Raw genomic sequence first — 26,049 nt, forward strand, 5'->3', positions numbered from 1 at the left:
CGCGGGCGCCTGAGTGGCGGGCAACCTCGATGCGCCCGAGGGAATCTGAAGGAACCGCCGCAGGCGGTGACGAAGATGACGAAGGGGCAGTCCGGAGCGAACGCTCCGGACCGCAATCGTGGGCGCCCGCCACTCAGGCGCCCGCGCCGACGAGCGGCCTACGGAGCACTGGGACGCGACTCCGAAGCCAATCGCCAATGAGACCTCAGACGAGACCCTCATGTATCAAGGGCCCGTAACGCACCACAAACAGCTACGGCTGCACCTCATACTCTCCAGATCCCAGCACCACCGCCGCCATCCCAGGCGCCTGGCTCAGCTTATGCAGCGCATAGCATTGCGCGGTCGCGATCTTGGCGTCGTGGAAGGCAGGGTCTTCCTGGCGCAGGTCCAGGCTGGCCAGCAGCGCTCGCGCCATCTGCCAGCCGGCAAAGGTGGTGCCCGCCAGCAGCAGATACGGCACGGCGGCCGCGAACACGGCGTTGGGGCGGCTGGCGGCGTTGGCCAGCACGAAGTCGATGGCGTCGGCCAGCGCCGCGCGGGCCTGGCGCAGCGGCGTCAACATCAGGCGGGCAGCGGATTCGCTGCGGGCTTCCAGCGCCGCTTCGGTCTTGCCGACTTCCGCCAGCAGGGCGCGGGCGACTGCGCCGCCGTCGCGCAGGGTCTTGCGGCCCACCAGGTCGTTGGCCTGGATCGCCGTGGTGCCCTCGTAGATCGTGAGGATGCGCGCGTCGCGGTAGTACTGCGCCGCGCCGGTTTCCTCGATGAAGCCCATGCCGCCGTGCACCTGCACGCCCAGGCTGGCCACGTCGATGGACATCTCGGTGCACCAGCCCTTGACGATCGGCACCAGGTATTCCTGCACCGCCAGATGGCGCTTGCGGGCTTCGGCGTCCGGGCTGGCGTGCGCCAGATCGGCATGCCCCGCGGTGTAGTAGGCCAGCGCGCGGCCGGCCTCGGTCAGGGCGCGCATCGTGCCCAGCATGCGCCGCACGTCGGGGTGCTGGATGATGGCCACCGCGTCCTTGGACGAACCGTCCACCGGGCGGCTCTGCACGCGCTCGGCGGCATAGGCCAGCGCGTGCTGGTGGGCGCGGTCGGCGACGGCCACGCCCTGCACGCCTACCGCGTAGCGCGCGGCATTCATCATGATGAACATGGCGTCCAGGCCGCGGTTTTCCTGTCCCACCAGATAGCCCAGCGCGCCGCCCGCGTCGCCGAACTGCAGCGTGCAGGTGGGGCTGGCCTTGATGCCCAGCTTGTGTTCGATCGACACGCAATGGACATCGTTGCGCGCGCCCAGCGTGCCGTCTTCGTTGACCAGGAACTTGGGCACCAGGAACAGCGAAATGCCTTTGACGCCTTCGGGCGCGTCGGGCAGGCGCGCCAGCACCAGGTGCAGGATGTTCTCGGCCAGATCGTGTTCGCCGTAGGTGATGAAGATCTTGGTGCCCGAGATGCGGTAGGTGCCGTCGCCCACGGGTTGCGCGCGTGACCGCACCATGGCCAGGTCCGAGCCTGCCTGTGGCTCGGTCAGGTTCATGGTGCCGGTCCAGCGTCCGGAAATCATGGGCTCGATGAAGCGCTGCTTCAGTTCAGGCGAACCCGCCGTCAGCAGCGCCTCGATCGCGCCATTGGTCAGCAGCGGGCACAACGCGAACGACAGGTTAGCGGCGTTCAGCATTTCCGAGCAGGGCGAACCGATCAGGCCGGGCAGGCCCTGGCCGCCGTATTCCACCGGATGCGTCATGCCTTGCCAGCCGGCCTCCGCGTACATGTCGAAGGCTTGCTTGAAGCCAGGCGAAGTGGTGACGGCGCCGTCGCGCCAGGAGCTGGGCTCGCGGTCGGCTGCATGGTTCAGCGGCGCCAGCACGTCGCCGGCATAGCGGGCGGATTCTTCCAGCACGGCCTGGGTGGTGTCGGGCGTGGCTTCCTCGAAGCCGGGCAGCGCGGCAACTTGCGGCAGGCCCGCAAGGTGGTTCAGCACGAACAGCATGTCTTTCACGGGGGCTTGGTACGTCATGGCGTCGGAGCTCCTGGATGGGATGGAAACGTGGGATTCAACCGGCCTTGCCGGGGCCGGCCACGTCGATGGCCTTGGTCGCGCCGACGGCGGCGCGCAGTTCGAATTTCTGGATCTTGCCGGTGGAGGTCTTGGGCAGTTCGCCGAAGCGCACCGCGCGCGGCACCTTGAAGCCGGGCAGCAGCAGCTTGCAGTGCGCGATGATCTCTTCGGCGGTGGCGCTGCAGCCGGGCTTGAGCTCGACGAAGGCGCAAGGGGTTTCGCCCCATTTGGGGTCGGGCATGGCTACTACGGCCACCGCCGCCACCGCGGGATGGCGGTAGAGCGCGTCTTCCACTTCGATGCTGGAGATGTTCTCGCCGCCGGAAATGATGATGTCCTTGCTGCGGTCCTTGATGCGGACGTAGCCGTCGGCCGTCATCACGCCCAGGTCGCCGGTGCGGAACCAGCCGCCGGCGAAAGCCTGTTCGGTGGCGCGTTCATTCTTCAGATAGCCCTTCATGCAGATGTTGCCGCGGAACATGACTTCGCCCACGGTCTGCTCGTCGGCCGGCACCTCTTCCATGGTGTCGGGATCGCGCACGGATACGCCCGCCTGCAGGTGGTAGCGCACGCCCTGGCGCGCATTGCGCAGCGCGCGCTCTTCCTCGTCCAGCGCGTCCCAGGCTTCCTGGCGGGCGCACACGGCTGCGGGTCCATAGACTTCGGTCAGACCGTACACATGGGTCAATTCGAAACCGATGTCGCGCATCTTGGCGATGACGGCGGGCGCGGGCGCGGCGCCCGCCACCATGGTGCGCACCGTGTGGTCGATGCCGGCGCGCAGTTCGGCCGGCGCGTTGGCCAGCGCGCTCTGCACGATGGGCGCGCCGCAATAATGGGTGACGCCTTCATTGCGGATCAGGTCGAACACGGTCTGCGGATCGAACTTGCGCAGGCACACGTTGACGCCGGCGCGCGCGGCGACCGTCCAGGCAAAGCACCAGCCGTTGCAGTGGAACAGCGGCAGGGTCCACAGATAGACCGGATGCTTGGGCATGTCCCATTCGAGGATGTTGCTGATGGCGTTCAGGTAGGCGCCGCGGTAGTGGTAGACCACACCCTTGGGATCGCCGGTGGTGCCGGACGTGTAATTCAGTGCGATGGCGTCCCATTCGTCCGCGGGGGGCTTCCAGTCGTAGCGGGCAGGGGCGCCGGCCAGGAAGGCTTCGTAATCGACCGCGCCGGGCAGCTCCGCCGGGGCGGTTTCCAGGTCGTGCACCGAAATGAGCTTCAGGTGCGGGAACTCGGCCCGGGCGCGCTGGGCGAGTTCGGCGTACTCCGTGTCCACGATCAGCGCCTGCGCTTCGCCGTGGCCCAGCATGAACAGCACGCTGGGGGTGTCCAGGCGGGTATTCAGGGTATTGAGCACCGCGCCCAGCATGGGCACGCCGAAATGGGCTTCGACCATGGCGGGAATGTTGGGCAGCATCACGGCCACGGTGTCGCCGCGCTTGATGCCGGCTTGCGCCAGCGCGCCGGCCAGGCGCTGCGCGCGCTCGTAGGTCTGGGCCCAGTTGCGCCGCACCTCGCCGTGGACGATGGCCAGCCGCTGGCCATAGACCTGGGCTGCGCGCGCGATGAAATCCACCGGGGTCAGGGCTTCGTAGTTGGCTTCGCGGCGCTCAAGGCCGCGGTCGAACATACCGCTCATGCTTGTCTCCAGTTGGGACGCGCAGGCGTCCCTTATCCGTGTGCGGGGAGTTTGATCCCCGTCGCTTGCCCTAGCTTACGGGGCCGCCGAAAATGCTGTCTGTCACCTGCATGACAGACGGCCGGCCGACCTGGCTTCCCCAAGTTTTACACAGTTATTCCCATGTCCGACGTTTCAAACATCGTTTCCGCCGAGGAACTGGCCGGCCTGTTCGGATCCTGTGCCTGGTTTACCGCGCTGGAGGCCCGCCACCAGGATCTGGTGCTGGCGACCGCGCGCGCCGAACACGTGCCCAACGGCGCCTGGATCGCGCGGCGCAATGCGCCGTCGGACTATTGGCTGGGCGTGCACACGGGTCTGTTGAAGCTGGCCATCTACAACGAATCGGGCCGCAGCTGCACCTTTTCGGGCGTGCCGCCGGGCGGCTGGTTCGGCGAGGGCAGCGTCATCAAGCGCGAACTGCGCAAGTACGACGTGGTGGCGATCCAGCCGTCGCTGGTGTTGCTGGTGCCTACGGCCACCTTCCATGCGCTGTTGTCGGCCAGCCTGCCTTTTTCGCATTTCGTCATCGGCCAGTTGAACAACCGCATGGGCGAGTTCATCGCTTCCATCCAGAACCACCGTTTGCTGGATGCGGACGCGCGCGTGGCGCAGTCGCTGGCGCAGCTGTTCAATCCGCAGCTGTATCCGTCCACCGATCTGACGCTGGCGATCTCGCAGGAAGAACTAGGCTATCTGACGGGCCTGTCGCGCCAGCGGGTCAACCAGGCGCTGCAGACGCTGGCCGACCAGGGCATCCTGGCGCTGGCCTACAACCAGATCAAGGTGCTGGACCTGGAGCGCTTGCGCCAATACGGCCTGGACCAGATCTGAGGGCGCCGGATCAGGCGCCGCGCAAGGCGCGGGTGAGCGCGGCGCGCGCCAGGATGCGGGTCGAATCCAGCGTGGGCAGGGCCGAATTGCCGTCGTTCAGCACCAGCGGCAACTCGGTGCAGCCCAGTACCACGGCGTCGCAGCCAGCCTCGCGCAGGCGCTCGATCACGGCTTGCAGCTTCGCCACGGATTCCGGCTTGAACACGCCGTACACCAGTTCATCCATGATGACGCGGGCCAGCGTGTCGCGGTCCGCTTGCGCCGGCCGCAACCATTGCAGCCCGCGCGCTTCCAGCTTGTCCGGATAGACGCTGCTGTCCACCAGCCAGCGCGTGCCCAGGATGCCGATGCGGCGCAAGCCGCGCGCCTGGGCTTCGGCCGCGACCTCTTCGGCGATATGCAGCCAGGGCAGGGGCGACTGCGGCAGCACATGGTCCAGCGCCTGGTGGATGGTGTTGTCCGGGCAGATCAGGAAATCCGCGCCCGCGCGCGCCAGCTTGCCCGCCGACGACTGCATCAGCGCGCCCACCCCGGCCAGGTCGGCCTGGTCCAGGCAGGCGACATAGTCCGCCAGCGAATGCGTGTGCAGCGAAATCTCCGGGTGCGCGTGCGGGCCCAGGCGCTGGGCGCCTTCCGCGCACAGCGTGCGGTAGCAAAGCGCGGCGCCTTCCGCCGAGCAGGCGACGATGCCGATGTGCAGGGGCGTGGCGTTCATTCAGCAGACTCCTTGTTGGATGCGCGCACGTGGCGCGCGATGTCCAGGAAGCTCGCCGCCATGGCGTCTTGCTGCGCCTGCGGCAGCCGCGACAGGAACAGTTCGTCGACGGCGGGGCCGTAGACCTTCCACATCTCGCGGCGCAGCGCGCGGCCCTTGGGCGTGAGGCGGGCGTAGGTGGCGCGGCGGTCTTCGTCCGAGCGGAAGCGTTCGACCAGGCCTTCGGCCTCGATGCGGTCCATCAGGCGCGTCAGGTTGTAGCGCGCGATCACCATGCGCTCGGCGATCTCGAACATCCTGGCCGTGCCGTCGGGCGCGCGCTCCAGCGCCCATAAGGCGTCATACCAGGCCAGCGGCGGCAGGCCGGCGGCTGACAGGCGCTTTTCGATTTCTTCCACTACCAGCGCATGCGCGGTCAGGAAGAGGCTCCACGCATCGGGCTTGCCCGTGGCCATGCGGTCGGTTCCTTTGAAAGAGGTGGGAATGCTGCGGGGATTGTAAGAGGCGGGCGCCAGGCGCGACGCCAGCATTTCGCGGTCCAAACAACCCTTTATTGGTGATTTATACCCTGGCTGGCCACGGTGAAAAAAACCGTGTGAATTGCAATGCCATGATTTGCATGGGATTTTTCCTGGCACGGAATTCGCATATGGGTACGTACCCCAAAACCGCAACACTGGAGGGCGTTCCCATCATGGGTCCGTATCGGAAATTATGGTTCACCTTGATCGCCGTATTGGCGGTCACGTTCGCATTGCTGGGCTTCTACGGCGGCGAGGTCTATCGCCAGGCGCCGCCGATTCCCGGGCAGGTCGTGACGACCGACGGCAAACCGCTGTTCGGTCGCGACGACATCCTGGACGGCCAGACCGCCTGGCAATCGGTCGGCGGCATGCAGCTGGGATCGGTCTGGGGACACGGCGCCTACCAGGCGCCGGACTGGACGGCCGACTGGCTGCACCGTGAACTGACCGCCTGGCTGGACCTGGCCGCGCGCGAGCAGCACGGCCGGGACTATGCGCAGCTGGACGCGGGCGCCCAGGCAGCGCTGCGTGCGGAACTGAAGGCCGAATACCGCGCCAACCGCAGCGACGCCGCCACCGACACGCTGGCGGTGAGCCCGCGGCGCGCGCGCGCCATGGCGCAGACCGCCGCCTATTACGACCAGCTGTTCTCCGACGCGCCCGCGCTGCACCGCAGCCGCGAAAATTTCGCGATGAAGGAAAACACGCTGCCCGACGCCGCGCGCCGCACCCAGCTCACGCATTTCTTCTTCTGGACGGCATGGGCCGCGGCCACCGAGCGTGAAGGCAAGAACGTCACCTACACCAACAACTGGCCGCATGAACCCCTGATCGACAACGTGCCCAGCGCCGAAAACGTCATGTGGTCCATCCTCAGCGTGGTGGTGCTGCTGGCCGGCATCGGCTTCCTGGTCTGGGCCTGGGCTTTCCTGCGCGGCAAGGAAGACGACGAGCCGCTGGCGCCAGCCAAGGACCCGCTGACCACCTTCGCCCTGACGCCGTCGCAGCGCGCCCTGGGCAAGTACCTGTTCCTGGTGGTGGCGCTGTTCGGCTTCCAGGTGCTGCTGGGCGCCTTCACCGCGCACTACACCGTCGAAGGGCAGAAGTTCTATGGCGTCGACCTGTCGCAGTGGTTCCCGTATTCGCTGGTGCGCACCTGGCATATCCAGAGCGCGCTGTTCTGGATCGCCACGGGCTTCCTGGCCGCCGGTCTGTTCCTGGCGCCGTTGATCAACGGCGGGCGCGATCCCAAGTTCCAGAAGCTTGGCGTCGACATCCTGTTCTGGGCGCTGGTGCTGGTGGTGGTCGGATCGTTCACCGGGAACTACCTCGCGATCGCGCAGATCATGCCGCCGGACCTGAACTTCTGGCTGGGCCACCAGGGCTATGAATACGTGGACCTGGGCCGCCTGTGGCAGATCGGCAAGTTCGCGGGCATCTGCTTCTGGCTGGTGCTGATGCTGCGCGGCATCGTGCCGGCGCTGCGCACGCCGGGCGGGGACAAGAATCTGCTGGCGCTCCTGACCGCTTCGGTCGGCGCCATCGGCCTGTTCTACGGCGCCGGCTTCTTCTACGGCGAACGCACGCACCTGACGGTGATGGAGTACTGGCGCTGGTGGATCGTGCACCTGTGGGTGGAAGGCTTTTTCGAAGTCTTCGCGACCACGGCGCTGGCCTTCATCTTCTCCACGCTGGGCCTGGTGTCGCGCCGCATGGCCACCACGGCCAGCCTGGCCTCGGCCTCGCTCTTCATGCTGGGCGGCATACCCGGCACCTTCCACCACCTGTACTTCGCCGGCACTACCACGCCCGTGATGGCCATCGGCGCCAGCTTCTCGGCGCTGGAAGTGGTGCCGCTCATCGTGCTGGGTCATGAGGCCTGGGAGAACTGGCGCCTGAAGACCCGCGCGCCCTGGATGGAAAACCTGAAGTGGCCGCTGATGTGCTTCGTCGCCGTGGCCTTCTGGAACATGCTGGGCGCGGGCGTCTTCGGCTTCATGATCAACCCGCCCGTTTCGCTGTACTACATCCAGGGCCTGAACACCACGCCGGTGCACGCGCACGCGGCCCTGTTCGGCGTGTATGGCTTCCTGGCGCTGGGCTTCACCCTGCTGGTGCTGCGCTACATCCGTCCGCAGTACGCGCTGAGCCCCGGTTTGATGAAGCTGGCGTTCTGGGGCATGAACCTGGGCCTCGCGCTGATGATCTTCACCAGCCTGCTGCCGGTGGGGCTGATCCAGTTCCACGCCAGCGTCAGCGAGGGCATGTGGTACGCCCGCAGCGAAGGCTTCATGCAGCAGGAGCTGCTGCAGAACCTGCGCTGGGGCCGCACCTTCGGCGACGTGGTGTTCCTGCTGGGCGCGCTGGCCATCGTGATGCAGGTGATCCTGGGCCTTCTGAGCGGCAAGCCCGCGCTGGCCGAGCCGCGCCTGCAGGCCAAGGCGGCGCGCGGGTAGCGGCGCGCGGCGCGCGGCGAGCGTCGGGCTCTTTGCTTCAGCGCAAAGAGCCCGGCCGCGGCAGCCGGTCCAATGGAATCCAGCCCGCGCCCGACCGGCGCGGGCATTCCGGAGAACCGCCGCATGCGCATCCTGCCGACCGTCATCGTTTCATTGCTGTTGACCGCTTGCGGGCCCCAGGACGGGGCCCGTTTTGCGTTGCCGGAAATCACGCGGCTGCCGCCGGGCGAGGTGAGCTACGTGCCGCCGGGCGAGGCCTTGCGCAACGGCTATCCCGCCACGCCCGCGCCGCGCGTCGCGCGCTATCCGGATGGCCTGGTCATCATGACACGACAGGTCAGCCAGGCCGAATACGCAGCGTGCGTGGAGGCCGGCGCATGCAAGGCGTTGGATCCCGCGCAGCGCCAGGCGGTTGCGCCCGACCTGCCCGCGGTAGGCATCAGCTGGACCGACGCGGTTGCCTATGCTGCGTGGCTGTCCGAACGCACCGGCAGGCGCCTGCGCCTGCCCAGCTATGCCGAATGGGTCTACGCGGCGGGCGAAGCCTATCGCGCGGACGTCTTGCCGGCCTTGCCCGATGGCAGCGACCCGGCGCAGCGCTGGCTGGCGGAATACGAACAACAGAGCCTGCGCGGCGCGCAGGGCGACGTCACGGTGCGCGCCTTCGGCGCCTATGGCCGCAACCGCGCCGGCCTAATGGACATGGCGGGCAGCGTGTGGGACTGGACCGACGATTGCCATGCGCGGCGCGTGCTGGACGGGCTGCGCGATGGCGCAAGCGGCAATGCGGCGCAGGAGCAGGAGCAGGAAAGCCGCAACTGCGGCATACGCGTCGCGGCCGGCAGGCACGTCGCGTATCTGCCCGATTTCATCCGCGACCCCAAGGGCGGCGCGTGTTCGGTCGGCGTGCCGCCCGCCAACCTGGGGCTGCGGCTGGTGCTGGAACCCGGCTAGGCCGCGTTGCCTGCGCGCTATGCGCCGGCCAGCTCGGCGCTCGCGTCGCAGGCCTCGTCCGCGGCCGGCGACCCGTGGCGACAGGACAGGCAGGCCGAGCAATCCACGGCGGGCGCGGCGTGCTCGCCCAGGCGGGCCAAGGCGGCGGGCGAGCGCAGCACCACGCGCTTGCGTCCGGCCGAGACGATGCCGCGCTGCTTCCAGTCGCTGAGCAGCCGGCTGACCGTGTGCAAGGTGGTGCCGGTCATTTCGGCGATGTCCTGGCGGGTGATGGGAAAGCCGATGCCGATGCCGTCCTGCATGGGCTGGCCGGATTGCTGCACCAGCCTCAGGATGGCGCGCGCGACCCGTTGCTCGACTTCATCGGTGGACAGCTCCTGGATGCGGACGTGCGCGTCCTGCAAGCGCTGTCCCATGGTTTGCAGTGCGGCCGCGCCCAACTGGGGATGGCAGGCGATGAAGCGTTCCCAGGCCGTGGCCGGCCACGCCAGGCAGACGCTTTCCTGTACGGTCTGCACCGTAGCCGGATAGCAGGGCTGCCGCATGGCGCAGGCCAGCCCGAACATGTCGCCGGGATTCACGTAGCGCACCACGACCTGTTCGCCCTCCGGCGTCAGCTGCGCCACCTTCAGGCAGCCATGCAGCAGCACGAAAAAATGCGCGGCAGCGGCGCCCTGGCGATAGGCCAAGGCGCCGGCCTCCAGGCGGCAAGGCACCGCGCCGCGCAGCGCGGCGTCCAGCTGCGCATCGGACAAGGGCCTGAACAGATCCAGGTTGCGAAGCAGGGCATGGCACAGGGGCGACGACGCCGCAGGCTGCCCGGAAGCGTGTGGAGGGTCCATGCCTTGATGGTGACATCGCGGCCGCGCGGCGGCAATGCACGGCGGCTCGCAAGCTGGTCTGAAGTTTGCGCTACAGCAAAGAACGCAAAAGGTGGCGAGCCTTCAATGGAAGCGCCGACAGACTCGGCGTTGCAGAAACCCGAACAGGAGTTGCACATGAACGCTTTGCGCCCCACCTTGCTTGCCATGGCATTGATCGCAGCGATGGCGGGCGGCCCGGCAGCCGCCCAGAACGCCGATCAACTGGAACGCGCCAAGGTTGCGCTGGTCGCCCCGCCCATGGTCCACCCGCATGAGCAGGTGGCCCGTTCGGGTCCCAAGGTGATCGAATTCACGATGACCATCGAGGAGAAGAAGATGGTCATCGATGACAAGGGCACGACCTTGCAGGCAATGACGTTCAACGGGTCCATGCCCGGTCCGACCCTGGTGGTGCATGAAGGCGATTATGTCGAACTGACCCTGGTCAATCCGGCCACCAACGCCATGCCGCACAACGTGGATTTCCACGCCGCCACCGGCGCGCTGGGCGGGGCCAAGCTCACCAACGTGAACCCGGGCGAGCAGGCCACGCTGCGCTTCAAGGCGGATCGCAGCGGCACCTTCGTCTACCACTGTGCGCCCGAAGGCATGGTGCCCTGGCACGTGGTGGCGGGCATGAGCGGCACGCTGATGGTGCTGCCGCGCGACGGACTGAAGGATCCGCAGGGCAAGCCGCTGCGCTACGACCGTGCCTACACCATAGGCGAGTTCGACCTGTACATCCCCAAGGACGCGAACGGCAAATTCAAGGACTACGCGACCCTGGCGGAAAGCTATGGCGACACGGTCGAAGTCATGCGCACGCTGACGCCGTCGCACATCGTCTTCAATGGCAAGGTCGGGGCCTTGACGGGGGCGAACGCGCTCACGGCCAAGGTCGGCGAGACGGTGCTCCTGATCCATTCGCAGGCCAATCGCGATACGCGCCCGCATCTGATCGGCGGCCATGGCGACTGGGTCTGGGAAACCGGCAAGTTCGCCAACCCGCCGCAGAAGGACCTGGAGACCTGGTTCATCCGCGGCGGTTCGGCGGGCGCGGCGCTCTACACCTTCAAGCAGCCCGGCGTGTACGCCTACCTGAACCACAACCTGATCGAAGCCTTCGAACTGGGCGCGGCCGGGCATATCAAGGTCGAGGGCAAATGGAATGACGACCTGATGAAGCAGATCAAGGCGCCGGGTCCGATCCCGCGCTGAGCGCGGCGGCAGGGCGCGCGTGGCGCGCCTTGCCCTTGTCTGTCCGCTACGCCGTCACGCTTTTTCCTTTCGGAGCCTTGCCATGTCCTCGCTGTATCGAATTGCGTTCGCCGCCGCCCTGGCCAGCCTGCCCGTCGCGCAAGCGGGGGCCGAGTCGCTGGCCGCCATCAACCCCGCGGGCGAAAAGCTCTACAAGTCCGCCTGTGTCGTATGCCACGCCAGCGGGGTCGCCAATGCGCCCAGGCTGGGCGACAAGCAAGCCTGGTCGCCCTTTATTGCGCAGGGCACGGATGCGCTGTTGGCCACCGTGCTCAAGGGCAAGGGCGCGATGCCGCCGCGCGGCGGCTCGTCCGCGGACGAACCGACCCTGAGGGCCGCGGTGGAATTCATGATGGCTGCGTCCCGCTAGCGGGGAGGGCCTGGGGACCTGTCCTGAAATAGTTGCACTTGCAATTATTAGAATTCCTCCATACGATTGCAATTGCACATTATGCAATTGCAATTCACGATGCGAAATGACGGCGGCCGTACACCGGGATGCCGCCTTCGCGCCCACCAGGAGGACGCCATGGACACCCCGACAGAACCGACCGACGCCGACCCGCAGGAAACCCAGGAATGGCTGGAGGCCATGCAGGCCGTGCTGGCCCACGAGGGCCGGCCGCGCACCCACTATCTGCTGGACCAACTGATCGGCCAGGACCGCGCCGGCCACGGCGGCTATGCCGCGCCGAACGCCACGCCCTACGTCAACACGATCCGGCCAGCGGAGCAGGGTTCGTTTCCGGGCGACATGGGCATCGAGCTGCGGCTGGACGCCTATCTGCGCTGGAACGCCATGGCCATGGTGCTGCGCGCGGGCAAGACCTCGGGCGTGGGCGGACACATCGCGACCTACGCCTCGGCCACGACACTGTACGAAACCGGCTTTCGCCACTTCTTCCGTGCGGCCACGCCGGACTTCCTGGGTGACATGCTGTACATCCAGGGTCATTCCGCGCCCGGCATCTATGCGCGCGCCTATCTGGAGGGCCGCATTTCCGAGGAAGAACTCGACCGCTTCCGGCGCGAGACGGCCGGCGGCGGGTTGGCGTCCTATCCGCATCCGCGCACCATGCCCGGGTTCTGGCAGTTCCCGACCGTGTCGATGGGACTGGGACCGCTGATGGCCGCCTATCAGGCGCGCTACATGCGCTACCTGGAAGACCGCGAGCTGATCCCCGCGCAAGGCCGCAAGGTCTGGGGCTTTCTGGGCGACGGCGAACAGGACCAGCCCGAGACGCTGGCGGCGGTGGCGATGGCCGGCCGCGAAAAACTGGACAACCTGATCTTCGTGGTGAACTGCAATCTGCAGCGCCTGGACGGCCCGGTGCGCGGCAACGCCAAGATCATCCAGGAACTGGAAAGCGTGTACCGCGGCGCCGGTTGGAACGTCATCAAGGTGATCTGGGGAGCCGGCTGGGACGCGCTGCTGGCGCAAGACCATGACGGCCGCCTGCGCCGGCGAATGATGCAGTGCGTGGACGGCGAGTACCAGGTGTTCAAGGCGCGCGGCGGCGCATACGTGCGCGAACATTTCTTCGGCGCTGACCCGGTGCTGCTGGAGCGCGTGGCGCACCTGAGCGATGAGGAAATCGGCGCGCTCAACCGCGGCGGCCATGATCCGGCCAAGATCTATGCCGCCTACGCCTCGGCGCTGGCCCATCGTGGCCAGCCCACCGTCATCCTGGCCAAGACCGTCAAGGGCTATGGCATGGGCGCGGCGGGCGAGGCTGCCAACACCAATCACCAGCAGAAGAAGATGGCGGATCCGGCCGTGCGCGCCTTCCGCGACCGCTTCTCCATCCCGGTGCCCGACGATCTGCTGGAACAGATCCCCTACATCAAGCCCGCGCCCGGCAGCGCCGAGCGGACCTATTTCGATGCCGCGATCGCGCGCGCGGGCGGCCATCTGCCGCGGCGGCAGGCTGGACCCGGGCCGCTGGCCACGCCGCCGCTGGAGGCGTTCTCCGCGCACCTGAAGGGCAGCGACGGCCGCGAGTTCTCGACCACGATGGCCTTTGTGCGGGTGCTGGCGCAATTGCTCAAGGACCCCGCCATCGGCCAGCGCGTGGTGCCCATCGTGCCCGACGAGTCGCGCACCTTCGGCATGGACGGCATGTTCCGGCAGGTGGGCATTTATTCGCACGTGGGGCAGCTGTACACGCCGCAGGACGCAGACCAGTTGAGCGTCTACCGCGAAGACCGGCGCGGCCAGATCCTGCAGGAAGGCATCAACGAGTCGGGCGCGATGGCCTCGTGGATCGCGGCCGCCACCGCGCACAGCACGCACGGCGCGGCCACGATTCCGTTCTACATCTTCTACTCCATGTTCGGCTTCCAGCGCGTGGGCGACCTGGCCTGGGCGGCGGGCGACATCCGCGCGCGCGGCTTCCTGCTGGGCGCGACCTCCGGACGCACCACGCTGGAAGGCGAAGGACTGCAGCACGACGACGGCCACAGCCACGTGCTGGCCTCGGTCATCCCTTCATGCGTGGCCTACGACCCGGCCTACGCCTACGAGATCGCGGTGATCGTGCAGGACGGCATGCGTCGCATGTACCAGGACGAAGAAGACGTCTTTTACTACCTGACGCTGATCAACGAGAAGACCGCGCATCCGCCCATGCCGCAGGGCGCCGAGGAGGGCATCCTGCGCGGCATGTACCGCCTGCGCGAAGGCGGCGACGGCGCGCTGCGGGTGCAGTTGTTGGGCAGCGGCGCGATCCTGGGCGAAACGCTGGCGGCGGCAGAGCTGCTGCGGCAGGACTTCGGCGTGGCGGCCGACGTGTGGAGCGTGACCAGCTATTCGGAACTGGGCCGCGACGGCCAGGAAGCGGAGCGCTGGAGCCGCCTGCATCCGCTGGAGAACAGGCGCGCCGGCTACGCGGAGACGGTCCTGGCGGACAGCGAGGGGCCGGTGGTGGCCGCCACCGACTACATGAAGACGGTGGCCGAACAGATACGTCCGTTCATGCAGGACCGCCGCTATGTCACGCTGGGGACCGACGGCTTTGGCCGGTCAGACACGCGGGCAGCCCTGCGGGCCTACTTCGAGGTGGACCGGCATCACATCGCGCTGGCGGCCCTGAAGGCGCTGGCGGACGACGGACTGATGCCGCACGAGCGCGCGGCCGACGCCATCGCCCGCTACGGCATCGACCCGGAGGCCGTATCCGCGGCGCGGCCCTAGGGGCAGGCTAGACGCGCCGCGCCAGCAAGGCCCAGATCCCGGCGGCGGACAGCAGGGCGCCGCCGCCCAGGTTGAAGCCGCGCTGGGCGCGGGGCGAGGCCAACAGGCGCCGGGCGGACCCGGCAAAGATGGCATAGGCCGTGGCGTTGATGCCGGCGCAGGCGACGAAGGTGGCCGACAGGATCCAGAGCTGGCGCGTCACGTCGCCTACCGGATCGATGAACTGCGGCAGGAAAGCCACGAAGAAGATGATGCCCTTGGGGTTCAGCGCCGTCACCAGATAGGTGTTGGCGAACAGCTTCCAGCGCGAACCCGAGGCAGTGGCCGTGGGCAGGGTCGCCGGCGACACGCCGGCGCGCAGCAGCTTGAAGCCCAGGTACAGCAGGTACAGGCCGCCCACGATCTTGACCACCGTGAACCAGAACGCCGACGCCGCCAGCAGGGCGCCCAGGCCCAGCAGCGACAGCAGCAGGGCGGTGGAGTCGCCCAGCGCCACCGCCAGCACCAGCGGCAGGCGTGCGCGCCGGCCTTGCGCAATGGAGTAGCTGATGACGGTGAGTATCGTGGGGCCGGGCAGCATCACGAGGAGGGCGGACGCGCCCAGGAAGGCCAGCCAGGTTTCAAGCGACATGGGATCTGCTCCAGGGGTGGGGCTGCGCGCGGCGGCCAGCCTGCGGGCCACTGTATAGCAATCGCGGCCGCCTGCAAACCGGACGTGGCCGGGCGCGGGCGCCGGGTGGTGTTAAATACGGTTTTCCCCGGACAGTGAGCGCGGGCCTGCAAGGGCGCGCGAAGGAAACATCATGGCATTCGATTTTGATCTGTTTGTGATCGGCGCGGGCTCCGGCGGCGTGCGCGCGGCGCGTTTCGCGGCGGGCTTCGGCGCGCGCGTGGCGGTGGCGGAAAGCCGTTACCTGGGCGGCACCTGCGTGAACGTGGGCTGCGTGCCCAAGAAGCTGCTGGTCTATGGCGCGCACTACAGCGAGGACTTCGAGCAGGCCCGCGGCTTCGGCTGGAACGCCGGCGAGCCCAGCTTCGACTGGCCCACGCTGATCGCGAACAAGAACCGGGAAATCGAACGTCTTAACGGCATTTATCGCAATTTGCTGGTCAATAGCGGCGTCACCCTGCTGGAAGGCCACGCCCGCATCCTCGATCCGCACACGGTCGAGATCAACGGCAAATCCTACCGCGCCGCCAATATCCTGGTGGCGACCGGCGGCTGGCCCCAGGTGCCGGACATTCCGGGCAAGGAACACGCCACCACGTCGAACGAAGCCTTCTTCCTGAAGGAACTGCCGCGCCGCGTGCTGGTGGTGGGCGGCGGCTATATCGCCGTGGAATTCGCCTCCATTTTCAACGGCATGGGCGCGCAGACCACGCAGGTCTACCGTGGTCCGTTGTTCCTGCGCGGCTTTGACCAGGGCGTGCGCGAGCATCTGCGCGACGAACTGGTGAAAAAGGGCATCGACCTGCGCTTCAATTCGGAAGTGACGCGCATCGACAAGCAGGCCGACGGCACGCTGGCCGCCACGCTGAAGGACGGCTCCGTGGTCGAGGCCGATTGCGTGTTCTACGCCACTGGCCGCCGGCCCATGCTGGACAACCTGGGCCTGGAGAACACGGCGGTCAAGCTGGGCAAGGGCGGTTTCATCGAGGTGGACGACGAATACCGCACGGCCGAGCCCTCCATCCTGGCCATCGGCGACGTGATCGGCCGTGTGCCGCTGACGCCCGTGGCGCTGGCCGAAGGCATGGCGGTGGCGCGGCGCCTGTTCCGTCCCGAGGAATACCGCAAGGTCGACTACCAGCTGATTCCGACCGCCGTGTTCAGCCTGCCGAACATCGGCACGGTGGGCATGACGACGGAAGAGGCGCGCGCCGCCGGCCACGAGGTCAAGCTGTTCGAAAGCCGCTTCCGGCCCATGAAGCTGACGCTGACCGAGTCGCAGGAAAAGACGCTGATGAAGCTGATCGTGGACGCCAAGACCGACCGCGTGCTGGGCGTGCACATGGTCGGCCCGGACGCGGGCGAGATCGTGCAGGGCATCGCGATCGCGCTGAAGGCCGGCGCGACCAAGCAGGTGTTCGACGAGACCATCGGCATCCATCCCACGGCTGCCGAAGAGTTCGTGACCCTGCGCACGCCGGTCGCCCAATAAGGCGCTACAGCCGTTCGATCATGGCGCGCGCCGCCATCGGCGCGCGTTCCTTCGCGCCATTGATGAAGAACGCAAAGACGTCTCCCGGCCGCGCCTTTTTTTCCGGGGCGCCGGTGAGCGGCAGGTCGGCCGGGTGGCCGCCGCGGGCCCAGCTGCGCAGGCGGTCCGCCCAGGCGTCCAGCGCCTTGGGCGGGTAGCCCGCCTTGTAGGCCGTGCTGGCGCGCATCAGCCGCGCATAGACGAAAGCGGCGGTACGGTCGGCGATGGACGGGTAGTCCTCGCTGTCCGTGTAGACGGTGGCCGCGCCGTGGCGCCGCGCCAGCTCCAGGTATTCCTCGCAGGCGAAGCTGTCATGGCGCACGTCCAGTACGTGGCGCAGCGGCAAGCCGTCCACCTTGTCCGGCAGCAGCGCGAGGAAGGCGCCGAAATCGTCCGCATCGAATACCTTGGTCGGCGCGAACTGCCAGACGATGGGCCCCAGCTTGGGGCCCAGTTCGGCGATGCCGCTGTGCACGAAGCGGTGGATCGAATCCTTGGCGCCCGCCAGTTCGCGGCGGTTGGTCGCGTAGCGCGAGGCCTTCAGCGAAAACACGAAGCCTGCGGGCGTCTCATCGCGCCATTTGGCGAAGGTGGCCGGCTTCTGGGTACTGTAGTAGGTGCCGTTGATCTCGATGGCGGTGAGCTGGCTGCTGGCGTATTCCAGTTCGCGCGCATGCGGCAGGTTTTCGGGGTAGAAGACGCCGCGCCAGGGGGCGTAGGTCCAGCCGCCGATACCGATGCGGATGGCGCCGTCTTTCGGATGAGAATGCGCTTGCGGCATGGCCGGCCCTCCAGGCGTGGGAACCGGACAACTGTATCGCCGGCGCCACTGGTCCGCAAACCCCCGCCGGAAGTTCGCTGTTCCGATACAGTTTTGCGCTAAGGTGTGGATTCACGTTTCCACTTTCCGCGCTGCCCCGCGCCGGCCCATCATGCCCGACCTTACCCATCTGATGACGTTCGCCCTGGTTGCCCTGGGCATGGTGCTCACACCCGGGCCCAACATGATCTACCTGGTATCCCGTTCCATCTCGCAGGGCGCGCAGGCGGGCCTGATTTCGCTGGGGGGCGTGGCGGTCGGCTTCGTCTTCTACGTGCTCTGCGCGGCGTTCGGCATCACGGCGCTGCTGATGGCGGTGCCCTACGCCTACGACGCGCTGCGCATCGGCGGCGCGCTGTACCTGCTGTACATGGCCTGGCAGGCGCTGCGCCCGGGCGGGCGTTCGCCGTTCGAGGTGCGCGAACTGCCCAAGAGCAGCCCGCGCACGCTGTTCACGATGGGGCTGGTGACCAATCTGCTCAATCCCAAGATCGCGATCATGTACGTGTCGCTGCTGCCGCAGTTCATCCAGCCCGAGCGCGGCAGCGTGTTCACGCAGTCGCTGGCGCTGGGCATGACGCAGGTTGTGATCAGCCTGACGGTCAATGCGCTGATCGCCATCATGGCCGGTTCCATCGCCGGGTTCCTGGCGGGCCGCCCCTTGTGGATGGTGGTGCAGCGCTGGTTGATGGGCACGGTGCTGGCCGGGCTGGCGGTACGCATGCTGATGGATAACCGCCGCTGATGCAGGCCGAAGACGGTTTCTTTGCGTCCTTGGGCGGCATGCTGGGCGAGGCGCTGCGCAGCGTCGTCGCGGGCTTGAAGTGGCTGCTGGGCGGCCTGGGCCATGCCTTCGGCGATTTCTACTCGGGACTGGCCGGCGCAATGGGCATGAGCCCGTCGATCTTCAATTTCATCCTGCTGGTGCTGGGGCTGATGTGCCTGTGGGCCGCGGTCAAGGCGCTGCTGCGCCGTTCGATCATCGGATTCCTGTTCTGGGTGATCGTCGCGCTACTGCTGCTGGGCGGACTGGGCGCCTAGCGCTTCTCCAAGCGCTTCCCGCAAGAGGTCGACGCGGGGATTGGATGGTCCCTTCCGGGTTATCAAGGCCACCACGCTGGAAGGCGGTTCCGGGTGCGCGCGTATCTGCTTGACCGCGCCCGCGGGGGCCACAGTGTCGCGGATGAGGGCCATGTCCGGCACGATGCCGATGCCCAGGCCGCTGGCGACGAACTGCACGCCGGTGGTGGGGCTGGTGGATTCCACCACGGGCAGGGGCGCGGGCAGGCCGGCATGGGTGAAGCAGTCTTCAATCAGCTTGCGGCCCATGGATCCTTCGGCCGGCATTACCCAACGTTCCCGTGCCAGGCTGGCCCAGTCCACGCGCCGCGCACGGACCAGCGGATGGCTGGCGGCCGCAATCACCGCGAACTGCACTTCAAACAATTTGACGTACTGAAACGCGGCCGCCCCGGATTCCAGCATCTGCAGCGGGAAAGTGGAAATCAGCGCGTCGATTTCGCCCAGCTCCAGCGCGTGGAGCAGGGCGGGCACGCGTTCTTCGAGCAATTGCACGCGCATCGGCCTGGCATGGTTCACCAGTTTCTCGACCACGCCGCGCAAGTAGGTCTGCGCCAGGAAGGGCGGCGCGCCGATGCGGATCTTCGCCGCGTAGCGATCGGCGGTCTGGGCGTCGGCGCGCAGATGTCCAAGCTCTTCAAGCAACAGCGCGGCGCCGCGCAGCACCACCTCTCCTTGCGGTGTCGGTTTCAGGCCGCGCGCGGTGCGCAGGAACAAGGCAAAGCCAAACGCGCTTTCGACTTCCGTCAGCGCCTTGCTCAGCGCGGGTTGCGTCAAGTTGAGCGCCTGGCTCGCGGCGCGCAGGCTGCCCGTGCTCTGCACCACTTGCAGCATGCGCAGATGGCGAAAGCGCAGCTTGGATACCAGATGGTCGGGTTCGATGGCGCCGGTCATGGGTTGAGATAGAACTGAAAGTTATCGCTATATCAAAATATATCAATTTTTTGATTAGCTGCGATCGCCTATCCTGCCCGCATAACAAGGAGACAACATGCAACGTCGTACTTTTTGCCTGGGCGCCCTTGGCGCGGGCATGATGTTCCGTTCCATGGCGAGCGCCGCAGAGAGCTATCCGTCGCGGGCCGTGCGCGTCGTCGTGCCCTATGCCGCTGGCGGGGGACCCGACATCATGGTGCGGCAATTCGGCCCGGTGCTCGGCGCCAGGATGGGTCAGACCATCGTGGTGGAGAACAAGGTGGGCGCGGGCGGCGTGCTGGCCGCCCAATACGTGGCCCAGGCTGCGCCCGACGGCTATACCGTGCTGCTGGGTTCCAACTCGCACCTGATCCAGAAAGCCCTGCAGCCGAGCCTGATGTTCGATCCCGAGCAGGACTTTCTGCCGGTCACGGTGATCGGCGCCTCGCCCAGCGTCCTGGTCGTGTCCGCCAAGTCACCCTACCGCACGGCGCAAGACCTGATCGCCGCCCTGAAGGCGCAACCGGGCAAGATGAACTACGCCTCGGGCGGCATCGGATCGGCCGCGCATCTGGGCGGCGCGACCTTCGTCACGCTGCTGGGGGCCGAAGCCACGCACGTTCCGTTCAAGGGGTCGGTGGAGATCCCAACCTCGCTGCTGCGCGGGGACACGGATTTCGCCTTCGCCATTGCCGGGACCGCCGTGCCGCAGGTGCAGGGCGGCCGGCTGCGCGCGCTGGCCGTGACCAGCCGCGAACCCATGGCTGAGCTTGCCGGCGTGCCCACGCTGCGGGAGATCCTGGGCAGCGATCTGGCGGTCCAGGAATTCTGGTTCGCCTTCTGGCTGCCGCGCAAATCGAGCGCCGAGGTGGCCGACAAGCTCTATGGCGCAACCACGGCGTCGCTCAAGGACCCGGGCGTCAAGAGCAACTTCGAGGCGGCAGGCGTCAGCGTGATCCAAAGCGACAGCCCGGAAGCCGCCGCGTCGTTCGTGCGCAGCGAGGCCCGCAAATGGGCTGAAATCATCAAACTGACCGGCATCACCGCCGGCTGACCCGCAGGAAATCCATGGCCAAGCCTCTTGAAGGCGTACGCGTGCTCGACTTGTCGCACGTGATCGCCGGTCCTCTCGCTTCGTTTTATCTGGCGCAACTGGGCGCTGAAGTCATCAAGGTCGAACCGCCCCTGGCGGGCGAAGTCCTGCGCTCGATGAAGAACGGCGTCGACACCGACACGCCCACCGGATTCGCGGCCATCAACGCCGGCAAGCAATCGCTGGCGCTGGACATCCGGACCCGCCAGGGCGCGGACCTGCTGCGCTCGCTGGCCGCCTCGGCCGATGTGTTCATCGAAAACTTCAGGCCGGGCGTGGTGGCGCGCTACGGGCTGGACTACGCCTCGATCAAGGCGGTCAAGCCCGACATCGTGTATTGCTCCATCTCGGGCTTTGGCCAGCAAGGGGCCTGGTCGCAGCGCGGCGCCTACGACCATGTGGTCCAGGCGATGACCGGCATGATGATGATGTCGGGCGAGGGCGACGACGCGCCGCCGCTGAAAGTGGGCTTTCCGGTGATCGACGTGGCCGTGGGCATGCTGGGCGCGCTGTCCATCGTGTCGGCGCTGCATCGCAGACTGCGCGAAGGCGCCGGGCAATACATCGACGCGTCCATGGTCCAGGCCTCGCTGGCGCTGATGTACACCAATACCTGCGCCTACCTGAGCGACGGCACGCCGACGCGCCGGGTCGGCAACCGGGGCTACACCGGCAGTCCCGCGGCCGATACCTACCGCTGTGCGGACGGCTGGCTGGCGGTGGCCGCGAACACGCCGGAACAATTCCGCAAGTTGACCGCCGCCATCGGAGTGGAGGCGCTGTGCAGCGACGCCAGGGCGCTGGATCTGGATGCCTTCAACCTGCCCAACGGATTCGTGGTGCCGAACGACCGCGAGTACGTGGTGCAACGGCTGAGAGCCGCGTTTTCGACCCGCAGCGCCGCGCAGCTCGAGGACCTGCTCAGCCAGGCCGGCGTGCCCGCGGCCAAAGTGAGAAAGCTCGAGGAGTTCCTCGACGAGGCGGACGCTACCGGTTGCGTGAGCCTGCCTGATCATCGTTTTCACCAGGGTGGACGCGAGCTGCGCACGCATGGGCTAGGCTTTGCCTTCGAGCAGGACGGCGGCCCGACTCAGGCAGGCGCTCCCGCGCTGGGCGAGGGCACGCGCGAGGTGCTCAGGCGCGTGGGCCTGGACGACGCCGCGATAGCCGAGCTCGAGCGCGCCGGCGTCCTGCGGACCCAGGCCGACACCGCGCTTCCCCTGATCCCCTGAACAACCATTCATCCGGAGACTCTATGACTCAACTTTTGCAAGGCCGCGTCGCCATCGTGACCGGAGCCGGGCGTGGATTGGGCCGCTCGCATGCGCTGGAGCTTGCGCAGCACGGCGCCAAGGTGCTGGTGAACGACCTGGGCGCCGACCGGCCGGACTCGCCGGCCCAGGCCGTGGTGGACGCGATCCGCGCGGCTGGCGGGGACGCCATGGCGCATGGCGCCGACGTGACCCAGCCGCAGCAGGCCGAGGCGATGGTGCAGGCGGCCATCGCAAATTGGGGGCGCGTCGACATCCTGGTCAACAACGCGGGCATCCTGCGCGACAAGACCTTCGCCAAGATGAGCCTGGAGGACTTCCGCCTCGTGATCGAGGTCCATCTGATGGGCGCGGTGCATTGCACCCAGGCGGTGTGGAACGCCATGCGCGAACAGAACTATGGCCGCATCGTCATGACCACCTCGTCCTCGGGACTCTATGGCAACTTCGGCCAGGCCAATTACGGCGCGGCGAAGATGGCGCTGGTCGGCCTGATGCAGACCCTTGCCCTCGAAGGCGAGCGCTACGGCGTGCGCGTGAATTGCCTGGCGCCGACGGCCGCCACGGCCATGACCGAAGGCCTGCTCGATGAGCAGGCGCTGGCCTTGTTGACGCCGGACTCGGTCAGTCCCGCCCTGGTTGCCCTGGTGGCCGAAAACGCGCCCACCCGGACCATTCTGATGGCGGGCGCGGGCAGTTTCGAGCAGGCCAATATCACCATGACCCGCGGTATCCATCTGAGTGGAGAGGAGTTGTCCGCGCAGGCCCTGATCGGCCGCCTGGACGAAGTGTCCGACCGCGCGCAGGAAACGGTTCCCGCCACCGGTTTCGACCAGTTGCGCCACGAGATCGCCAAGGCCCTGGCATGCGAAACCGAGAAGTTGTAGTCCTGTCTGGCGTGCGCACGCCCATCGGCAGTTTCGGCAAGAGCCTGAAGGACGTCCCGCCCACGGCGCTGGCCGCCGAGGTGTTGAAAGCCGCCGTGGCGCGCGCGGGCCTGGCGCCTGCGCAGATCGAGCACGTCTGCTTCGGCCAGGTCATCACGACCGAAGCGCGTGACCTGTACTTGTCGCGGGTGGCGGCGATCGAGGCCGGTTGCGCCGACGGCACGCCGGCATTCAACGTCAACCGCTTGTGCGGCTCGGGATTGCAGGCGGTCGTTTCGGCGGCGCAGTCCATCCTGCTGGGCGACTGCAAGGTCGCGGTGGCGGGCGGCGCCGAGAGCATGTCGCGCGCGCCGTACGCCACATCGGCGCTGCGCTTCGGCGCGCGCATGGGCGATGCGCCGATGACCGATATGCTGCTGGGCGCCTTGCATGATCCGTTCCACCGCATCCACATGGGCGTCACGGCGGAAAACGTCGCCAGGCGCTACGGCATTACGCGGGACGCGCAGGATGCGCTGGCGCTGGAGAGCCACCGCCGCGCCGCGCGCGCCGTGGCCGAAGGCCGCTTCGACGCGCAGCTCGTGGCCATCACGACGCCCGGCCGCAAGCCCATTGTGTTCGCGCAGGACGAGCACGTCCGCGCCGACATCGCGCCGTCGGACCTGGCCGCCCTGAGGCCCGTATTTTCTTCCGACGATGGCACGGTCACGGCGGGCAACTCCTCCGGCATCAATGACGGTGCGGCCGCGCTGGTACTGATGGAGCGTGCCGAGGCGCTGGCCCTGGGCGCGCGCCCCATGGCCCGCCTGCTTGCTTACGCCCATGCCGGCGTGGACCCGCGCTACATGGGCATGGGCCCGGTTCCCGCCGTGCGCGCCGCCCTGGCCAAGGCAGGCCTGTCCGCCGCCGATATGGATGTGATCGAGTCCAACGAGGCCTTTGCGGCGCAGGCCTGCGCGGTGGCGAGCGAACTGGATCTGGATCCGGCCAAGGTCAATCCCAATGGTTCGGGCATTGCGCTGGGGCATCCGGTGGGAGCCACGGGCGCGATCATCGCTGTCAAGGCCTTGCACGAACTCGAGCGCATCGGCGGACGGTACGCGCTGGTCACCATGTGCATAGGCGGCGGGCAGGGCATCGCCGCAATCTTTGAACGCATCTGAAGCCGCCATGACACGCAATCCTGTTGCATCTCCTCTGCCGTTCGACTCGATCCAGTCCTTGCTGAACGCCGTGGGGCAGCCTCCCATTGTTTCCGACGCGCTGCTGATCGATCAGGACATGATCGACCGGTTCGCGCAGGTCACGCTCGATACGCAGTGGATCCATGTGGACCGGCTGCGCGCGCAAGCGGAATCCCCCTATGGCGACACCATCGCGCATGGCTTTCTGGCGCTGTCGCTGCTGACGCACTGGCAGAACAGCTGCATCGCCTTTCCGGGCGCAGCGATGTTGCTGAATTACGGATTCGACAGGGTCCGCTTCACCGCGCCCGTGGTTTCCGGCACGCGCGTGGCCGCCAGCTTTTCCTTGGCCGAGGTCGTGGAGACCGGCACGGGCATGGCCCGCTGCGCCTGGAAGGTCGCGATCCAGGCGGAGGGGACGCTCAGGCCGTCGGTGCATGCCGACTGGCTGATCATGGTGTGGTACGGGAGCCCTTGAGTCCCAACGTCACGTCGCGGAGCCTGCGCACCAGGCCCGCGAACCGCTCGGCTCCGGTATTGCCATATCCGATCACCAGGCCATTGTCCTCCGCCCGCGGCGCCACCGCGAACGAGGACAACGCGCCCGGATTCATCCCGATCTTGCGCGCCTGTTCCACGATCTCCCGGTCGGGATATGCAGCAGGCAGCCGCACCGTCAGATGCAGCCCGGAATGTCCGCCCAGGACTTCGTGTTCGATCCCCAAATGCGCCGCCAGCGCCTCGCGCAATGCTCCCTGCCGTTCTCGGTACAGGCGCCGCATGCGGCCCAGGTGGCGCGAGAACTGGCCGTTTTCCATGAAGGCCGCCATGGTCAGCTGTTCCAGCCGGTGGCCGCCGCGCAGCATCTCGATGATGGATGGCATCGCCTGCGCGGCGATGGCTTCGGGCAGCACCACGAAACCCAGGCGCAGCGCCGGGCACATGGTCTTGCTGAAGGTGCCCACGTACAGCACCGGCGCGTCCTCGACCAGGCCCTGCATGGCGGCGATGGGTTCGCCCTGGTGGCGGAATTCGCTGTCGTAGTCGTCCTCGATGATCCAGGCGCCGGCCTGGCGGGCGCGCTCGATCAAGCCCAGGCGGCGCGGCAGGGACAGCACCGCGCCGGTCGGGTACTGGTGCGACGGCGTTGTCTGGATGAGGCGGGGCGGGCGTTCCTGCCAGGCGCTTTCGGGAATCACGATGCCGTCCGCGTCCACGCGCATGGCAACCACGTCCAGGTCGCCGCCATGGAAGGCGGACTTGGCGCCGCGGTAGCCGGGGTCTTCCAGCCAGGCGGTGTCGCCAGGGTTGGTCAACAGCTGCACGCAGAGCGCCAGCGCGCCCTGGGCGCCTTCGGTGATGACGATGCGCGAGGCGTCGCAGCGCACGCCGCGCGACACGCGCAGGTATTGGGCGATGGCTTCGCGTAGCGCCGGCTCGCCCACGGGATGGCCGTAGCCCAGGGCCGTGGCCGGGGCGGCTTGCAGCGCGCGGTCCTGCGCGCGGCGCCATGCGTTGATGGGAAACTGCGTCAGCGCAGGCGTGCCGGGCGTCATGGGCAGCGAACCGTCGTGGGCGTAGCGCGTGGAGACGATGCGCGTCAGCCGCTTGGCGGTGAGCGAGGGCTGGTCCGTGGGCGGCGTCGCGCGCTTGGCGGCGATGGCCGCGGCGGCCGACAGGGGAGCGACCCGCGTGCCCTGGCGGTCGGCGATCACGTAGCCTTCGGCCGTGAGCTGTTCGTAGGCGATCAGCACCGTGTTGCGCGAGATGGCGAGTTCCTCGGACAAGGCGCGCGACGAGGGCAGCTTGCCGCCCGCGGGCAGCTGTCCGGCCAGGATCGCCTGCTTGAGGCGCTGGATCAGTTGGCGCTGGCGCGGCAGGGCGCCGGGGCCGCGCGTGAGCGGGCTGGAAAGCAGGGCGGGGGTATTCATCTTGGCCCTATTAAAATTCTGGATCGTGGTGCTTTTTATGATGCCACCATTCCGATATCGTGAGGGCATGCGTACTGCGCCCGTCCCTTCGGGCGGCGCGCCAACCTGAAGAGGCC

General features: G+C 67.5%; 23 protein-coding genes. 14 read left to right on the forward strand and 9 right to left on the reverse strand.

The features are described 5' to 3' along the window. Positions 1 to 253: 253 nt before the first annotated feature. Positions 254 to 2,023: an acyl-CoA dehydrogenase gene (locus IB257_RS26090; protein WP_192493043.1), complete on the reverse strand. Its 1,770-nt coding sequence runs from the start codon at positions 2,021 to 2,023 to the stop codon at positions 254 to 256. 37 nt (positions 2,024 to 2,060) lie between these two features. Then, positions 2,061 to 3,716 carry an acyl-CoA synthetase gene (locus tag IB257_RS26095; RefSeq protein ID WP_054458160.1) on the reverse strand — a complete coding sequence of 552 codons (1,656 nt, stop codon included), beginning with the start codon at positions 3,714 to 3,716 and terminating at the stop codon, positions 2,061 to 2,063. A 162-nt stretch (positions 3,717 to 3,878) separates the two neighbouring features. Here IB257_RS26095 and IB257_RS26100 point away from each other — a divergent pair, with 162 nt between their 5' ends. Then, positions 3,879 to 4,589 (forward strand): Crp/Fnr family transcriptional regulator, encoded by a 711-nt coding sequence (locus IB257_RS26100; RefSeq protein ID WP_054458159.1) that lies wholly within the window; start codon positions 3,879 to 3,881, stop codon positions 4,587 to 4,589. Positions 4,590 to 4,599: 10 nt separating this feature from the next. Here the strand turns inward: IB257_RS26100 and IB257_RS26105 are convergent, their stop codons facing one another. After that, on the reverse strand, positions 4,600 to 5,304 hold the full coding sequence (locus IB257_RS26105) for an aspartate/glutamate racemase family protein (protein WP_175182302.1): 705 nt from the start codon (positions 5,302 to 5,304) through the stop codon (positions 4,600 to 4,602). Further along, positions 5,301 to 5,759 carry a MarR family winged helix-turn-helix transcriptional regulator gene (locus IB257_RS26110; RefSeq protein WP_119452062.1) on the reverse strand — a complete coding sequence of 153 codons (459 nt, stop codon included), beginning with the start codon at positions 5,757 to 5,759 and terminating at the stop codon, positions 5,301 to 5,303. The genes IB257_RS26105 and IB257_RS26110 overlap by 4 nt, the downstream gene beginning before the upstream one ends. A 239-nt stretch (positions 5,760 to 5,998) precedes the next feature. On the opposite strand from IB257_RS26110, the gene IB257_RS26115 reads away from it, so the two are divergent. After that, entirely contained in the window at positions 5,999 to 8,284 is a 2,286-nt protein-coding gene (locus IB257_RS26115; RefSeq protein WP_192493065.1) for a nitric-oxide reductase large subunit, read from the forward strand. Positions 8,285 to 8,356: 72 nt separating this feature from the next. Then, a complete protein-coding gene (locus IB257_RS26120) occupies positions 8,357 to 9,238 on the forward strand; it encodes an SUMF1/EgtB/PvdO family nonheme iron enzyme (RefSeq protein ID WP_119452058.1) in 882 nt (293 codons plus the stop codon). 17 nt (positions 9,239 to 9,255) lie between these two features. On the opposite strand, the gene IB257_RS26125 is transcribed toward IB257_RS26120, so the two are convergent. Continuing rightward, on the reverse strand, positions 9,256 to 10,080 hold the full coding sequence (locus IB257_RS26125) for a Crp/Fnr family transcriptional regulator (protein WP_054458157.1): 825 nt from the start codon (positions 10,078 to 10,080) through the stop codon (positions 9,256 to 9,258). Positions 10,081 to 10,236: 156 nt separating this feature from the next. Here IB257_RS26125 and nirK point away from each other — a divergent pair, with 156 nt between their 5' ends. The 3 genes from nirK (at position 10,237) to aceE (ending at position 14,551) form a co-directional block, all read left to right on the forward strand. Then, the gene (gene nirK, locus IB257_RS26130; protein ID WP_175214275.1) at positions 10,237 to 11,319 is read left to right on the forward strand and encodes a copper-containing nitrite reductase; all 1,083 of its coding nucleotides are present in this window, start codon (positions 10,237 to 10,239) and stop codon (positions 11,317 to 11,319) included. Between the two features lie 82 nt (positions 11,320 to 11,401). Beyond that, a complete protein-coding gene (locus tag IB257_RS26135; RefSeq protein WP_054458155.1) occupies positions 11,402 to 11,728 on the forward strand; it encodes a cytochrome c5 family protein in 327 nt (108 codons plus the stop codon). A 159-nt stretch (positions 11,729 to 11,887) separates the two neighbouring features. Further along, positions 11,888 to 14,551, forward strand: a complete 2,664-nt coding sequence (gene aceE / locus IB257_RS26140) for a pyruvate dehydrogenase (acetyl-transferring), homodimeric type (protein ID WP_192493044.1) — start codon at positions 11,888 to 11,890, stop codon at positions 14,549 to 14,551. A 7-nt stretch (positions 14,552 to 14,558) separates the two neighbouring features. On the opposite strand, the gene IB257_RS26145 is transcribed toward aceE, so the two are convergent. Then, complete coding sequence (locus IB257_RS26145) at positions 14,559 to 15,182, reverse strand: LysE family translocator (protein WP_054458153.1); 624 nt, start codon at positions 15,180 to 15,182, stop codon at positions 14,559 to 14,561. Between the two features lie 172 nt (positions 15,183 to 15,354). On the opposite strand from IB257_RS26145, the gene gorA reads away from it, so the two are divergent. Continuing rightward, entirely contained in the window at positions 15,355 to 16,713 is a 1,359-nt protein-coding gene (gorA, locus tag IB257_RS26150) for a glutathione-disulfide reductase (protein ID WP_054458152.1), read from the forward strand. Between the two features lie 4 nt (positions 16,714 to 16,717). On the opposite strand, the gene IB257_RS26155 is transcribed toward gorA, so the two are convergent. Then, positions 16,718 to 17,533: a DUF72 domain-containing protein gene (locus IB257_RS26155; protein ID WP_119452055.1), complete on the reverse strand. Its 816-nt coding sequence runs from the start codon at positions 17,531 to 17,533 to the stop codon at positions 16,718 to 16,720. Positions 17,534 to 17,684: 151 nt separating this feature from the next. Between IB257_RS26155 and IB257_RS26160 the strand changes: the two genes are divergently transcribed. Together IB257_RS26160 and IB257_RS26165 are read left to right on the forward strand one after the other, a co-directional pair. Continuing rightward, positions 17,685 to 18,317: a LysE family translocator gene (locus IB257_RS26160; RefSeq protein ID WP_054458288.1), complete on the forward strand. Its 633-nt coding sequence runs from the start codon at positions 17,685 to 17,687 to the stop codon at positions 18,315 to 18,317. Further along, a complete protein-coding gene (locus tag IB257_RS26165; RefSeq protein ID WP_125473095.1) occupies positions 18,317 to 18,613 on the forward strand; it encodes a hypothetical protein in 297 nt (98 codons plus the stop codon). The genes IB257_RS26160 and IB257_RS26165 overlap by 1 nt, the downstream gene beginning before the upstream one ends. On the opposite strand, the gene IB257_RS26170 is transcribed toward IB257_RS26165, so the two are convergent. Further along, positions 18,584 to 19,546 (reverse strand): LysR family transcriptional regulator, encoded by a 963-nt coding sequence (locus IB257_RS26170; protein ID WP_225589217.1) that lies wholly within the window; start codon positions 19,544 to 19,546, stop codon positions 18,584 to 18,586. The two genes, IB257_RS26165 and IB257_RS26170, sit on opposite strands and share 30 nt — an antisense overlap. Positions 19,547 to 19,643: 97 nt before the next feature. Here IB257_RS26170 and IB257_RS26175 point away from each other — a divergent pair, with 97 nt between their 5' ends. The 5 genes from IB257_RS26175 to IB257_RS26195 are packed head-to-tail and all read left to right on the forward strand — an operon-like array spanning position 19,644 to position 24,480. Further along, on the forward strand, positions 19,644 to 20,621 hold the full coding sequence (locus tag IB257_RS26175) for a tripartite tricarboxylate transporter substrate binding protein (protein ID WP_192493045.1): 978 nt from the start codon (positions 19,644 to 19,646) through the stop codon (positions 20,619 to 20,621). 14 nt (positions 20,622 to 20,635) lie between these two features. After that, positions 20,636 to 21,892: a CaiB/BaiF CoA-transferase family protein gene (locus tag IB257_RS26180; protein ID WP_175162692.1), complete on the forward strand. Its 1,257-nt coding sequence runs from the start codon at positions 20,636 to 20,638 to the stop codon at positions 21,890 to 21,892. A gap of 23 nt (positions 21,893 to 21,915) precedes the next feature. Beyond that, positions 21,916 to 22,818 (forward strand): SDR family NAD(P)-dependent oxidoreductase, encoded by a 903-nt coding sequence (locus IB257_RS26185; RefSeq protein ID WP_175162690.1) that lies wholly within the window; start codon positions 21,916 to 21,918, stop codon positions 22,816 to 22,818. After that, complete coding sequence (gene bktB, locus IB257_RS26190) at positions 22,797 to 23,981, forward strand: beta-ketothiolase BktB (RefSeq protein ID WP_175162688.1); 1,185 nt, start codon at positions 22,797 to 22,799, stop codon at positions 23,979 to 23,981. The genes IB257_RS26185 and bktB overlap by 22 nt, the downstream gene beginning before the upstream one ends. A gap of 7 nt (positions 23,982 to 23,988) precedes the next feature. Next, positions 23,989 to 24,480, forward strand: coding sequence for a MaoC family dehydratase (locus tag IB257_RS26195; protein WP_192493046.1), 492 nt, complete (start codon positions 23,989 to 23,991; stop codon positions 24,478 to 24,480). Here the strand turns inward: IB257_RS26195 and IB257_RS26200 are convergent. After that, on the reverse strand, positions 24,455 to 25,933 hold the full coding sequence (locus IB257_RS26200) for a PLP-dependent aminotransferase family protein (protein WP_192493047.1): 1,479 nt from the start codon (positions 25,931 to 25,933) through the stop codon (positions 24,455 to 24,457). The two genes, IB257_RS26195 and IB257_RS26200, sit on opposite strands and share 26 nt — an antisense overlap. Positions 25,934 to 26,049: the final 116 nt, after the last annotated feature.

Origin of the sequence: Achromobacter sp. ACM03 (assembly GCF_014851665.1) — a bacterium.
GTDB lineage: Bacteria > Pseudomonadota > Gammaproteobacteria > Burkholderiales > Burkholderiaceae_B > Achromobacter > Achromobacter aegrifaciens.

Excerpts from the sequence above, each read along its gene's own strand:
- IB257_RS26090 (WP_192493043.1), bottom strand. The coding sequence starts at position 2,023 with ATGACGTACCAAGCCCCCGTGAAAGACATGCTGTTCGTGCTGAACCAC.
- IB257_RS26095 (WP_054458160.1), bottom strand. The coding sequence starts at position 3,716 with ATGAGCGGTATGTTCGACCGCGGCCTTGAGCGCCGCGAAGCCAACTAC.
- IB257_RS26100 (WP_054458159.1), top strand. The coding sequence starts at position 3,879 with ATGTCCGACGTTTCAAACATCGTTTCCGCCGAGGAACTGGCCGGCCTG.
- IB257_RS26105 (WP_175182302.1), bottom strand. The coding sequence starts at position 5,304 with ATGAACGCCACGCCCCTGCACATCGGCATCGTCGCCTGCTCGGCGGAA.
- IB257_RS26110 (WP_119452062.1), bottom strand. The coding sequence starts at position 5,759 with ATGGCCACGGGCAAGCCCGATGCGTGGAGCCTCTTCCTGACCGCGCAT.
- IB257_RS26115 (WP_192493065.1), top strand. The coding sequence starts at position 5,999 with ATGGGTCCGTATCGGAAATTATGGTTCACCTTGATCGCCGTATTGGCG.
- IB257_RS26120 (WP_119452058.1), top strand. The coding sequence starts at position 8,357 with ATGGAATCCAGCCCGCGCCCGACCGGCGCGGGCATTCCGGAGAACCGC.
- IB257_RS26125 (WP_054458157.1), bottom strand. The coding sequence starts at position 10,080 with ATGGACCCTCCACACGCTTCCGGGCAGCCTGCGGCGTCGTCGCCCCTG.
- nirK (WP_175214275.1), top strand. The coding sequence starts at position 10,237 with ATGAACGCTTTGCGCCCCACCTTGCTTGCCATGGCATTGATCGCAGCG.
- IB257_RS26135 (WP_054458155.1), top strand. The coding sequence starts at position 11,402 with ATGTCCTCGCTGTATCGAATTGCGTTCGCCGCCGCCCTGGCCAGCCTG.
- aceE (WP_192493044.1), top strand. The coding sequence starts at position 11,888 with ATGGACACCCCGACAGAACCGACCGACGCCGACCCGCAGGAAACCCAG.
- IB257_RS26145 (WP_054458153.1), bottom strand. The coding sequence starts at position 15,182 with ATGTCGCTTGAAACCTGGCTGGCCTTCCTGGGCGCGTCCGCCCTCCTC.
- gorA (WP_054458152.1), top strand. The coding sequence starts at position 15,355 with ATGGCATTCGATTTTGATCTGTTTGTGATCGGCGCGGGCTCCGGCGGC.
- IB257_RS26155 (WP_119452055.1), bottom strand. The coding sequence starts at position 17,533 with ATGCCGCAAGCGCATTCTCATCCGAAAGACGGCGCCATCCGCATCGGT.
- IB257_RS26160 (WP_054458288.1), top strand. The coding sequence starts at position 17,685 with ATGCCCGACCTTACCCATCTGATGACGTTCGCCCTGGTTGCCCTGGGC.
- IB257_RS26165 (WP_125473095.1), top strand. The coding sequence starts at position 18,317 with ATGCAGGCCGAAGACGGTTTCTTTGCGTCCTTGGGCGGCATGCTGGGC.
- IB257_RS26170 (WP_225589217.1), bottom strand. The coding sequence starts at position 19,546 with ATGACCGGCGCCATCGAACCCGACCATCTGGTATCCAAGCTGCGCTTT.
- IB257_RS26175 (WP_192493045.1), top strand. The coding sequence starts at position 19,644 with ATGCAACGTCGTACTTTTTGCCTGGGCGCCCTTGGCGCGGGCATGATG.
- IB257_RS26180 (WP_175162692.1), top strand. The coding sequence starts at position 20,636 with ATGGCCAAGCCTCTTGAAGGCGTACGCGTGCTCGACTTGTCGCACGTG.
- IB257_RS26185 (WP_175162690.1), top strand. The coding sequence starts at position 21,916 with ATGACTCAACTTTTGCAAGGCCGCGTCGCCATCGTGACCGGAGCCGGG.
- bktB (WP_175162688.1), top strand. The coding sequence starts at position 22,797 with ATGCGAAACCGAGAAGTTGTAGTCCTGTCTGGCGTGCGCACGCCCATC.
- IB257_RS26195 (WP_192493046.1), top strand. The coding sequence starts at position 23,989 with ATGACACGCAATCCTGTTGCATCTCCTCTGCCGTTCGACTCGATCCAG.
- IB257_RS26200 (WP_192493047.1), bottom strand. The coding sequence starts at position 25,933 with ATGAATACCCCCGCCCTGCTTTCCAGCCCGCTCACGCGCGGCCCCGGC.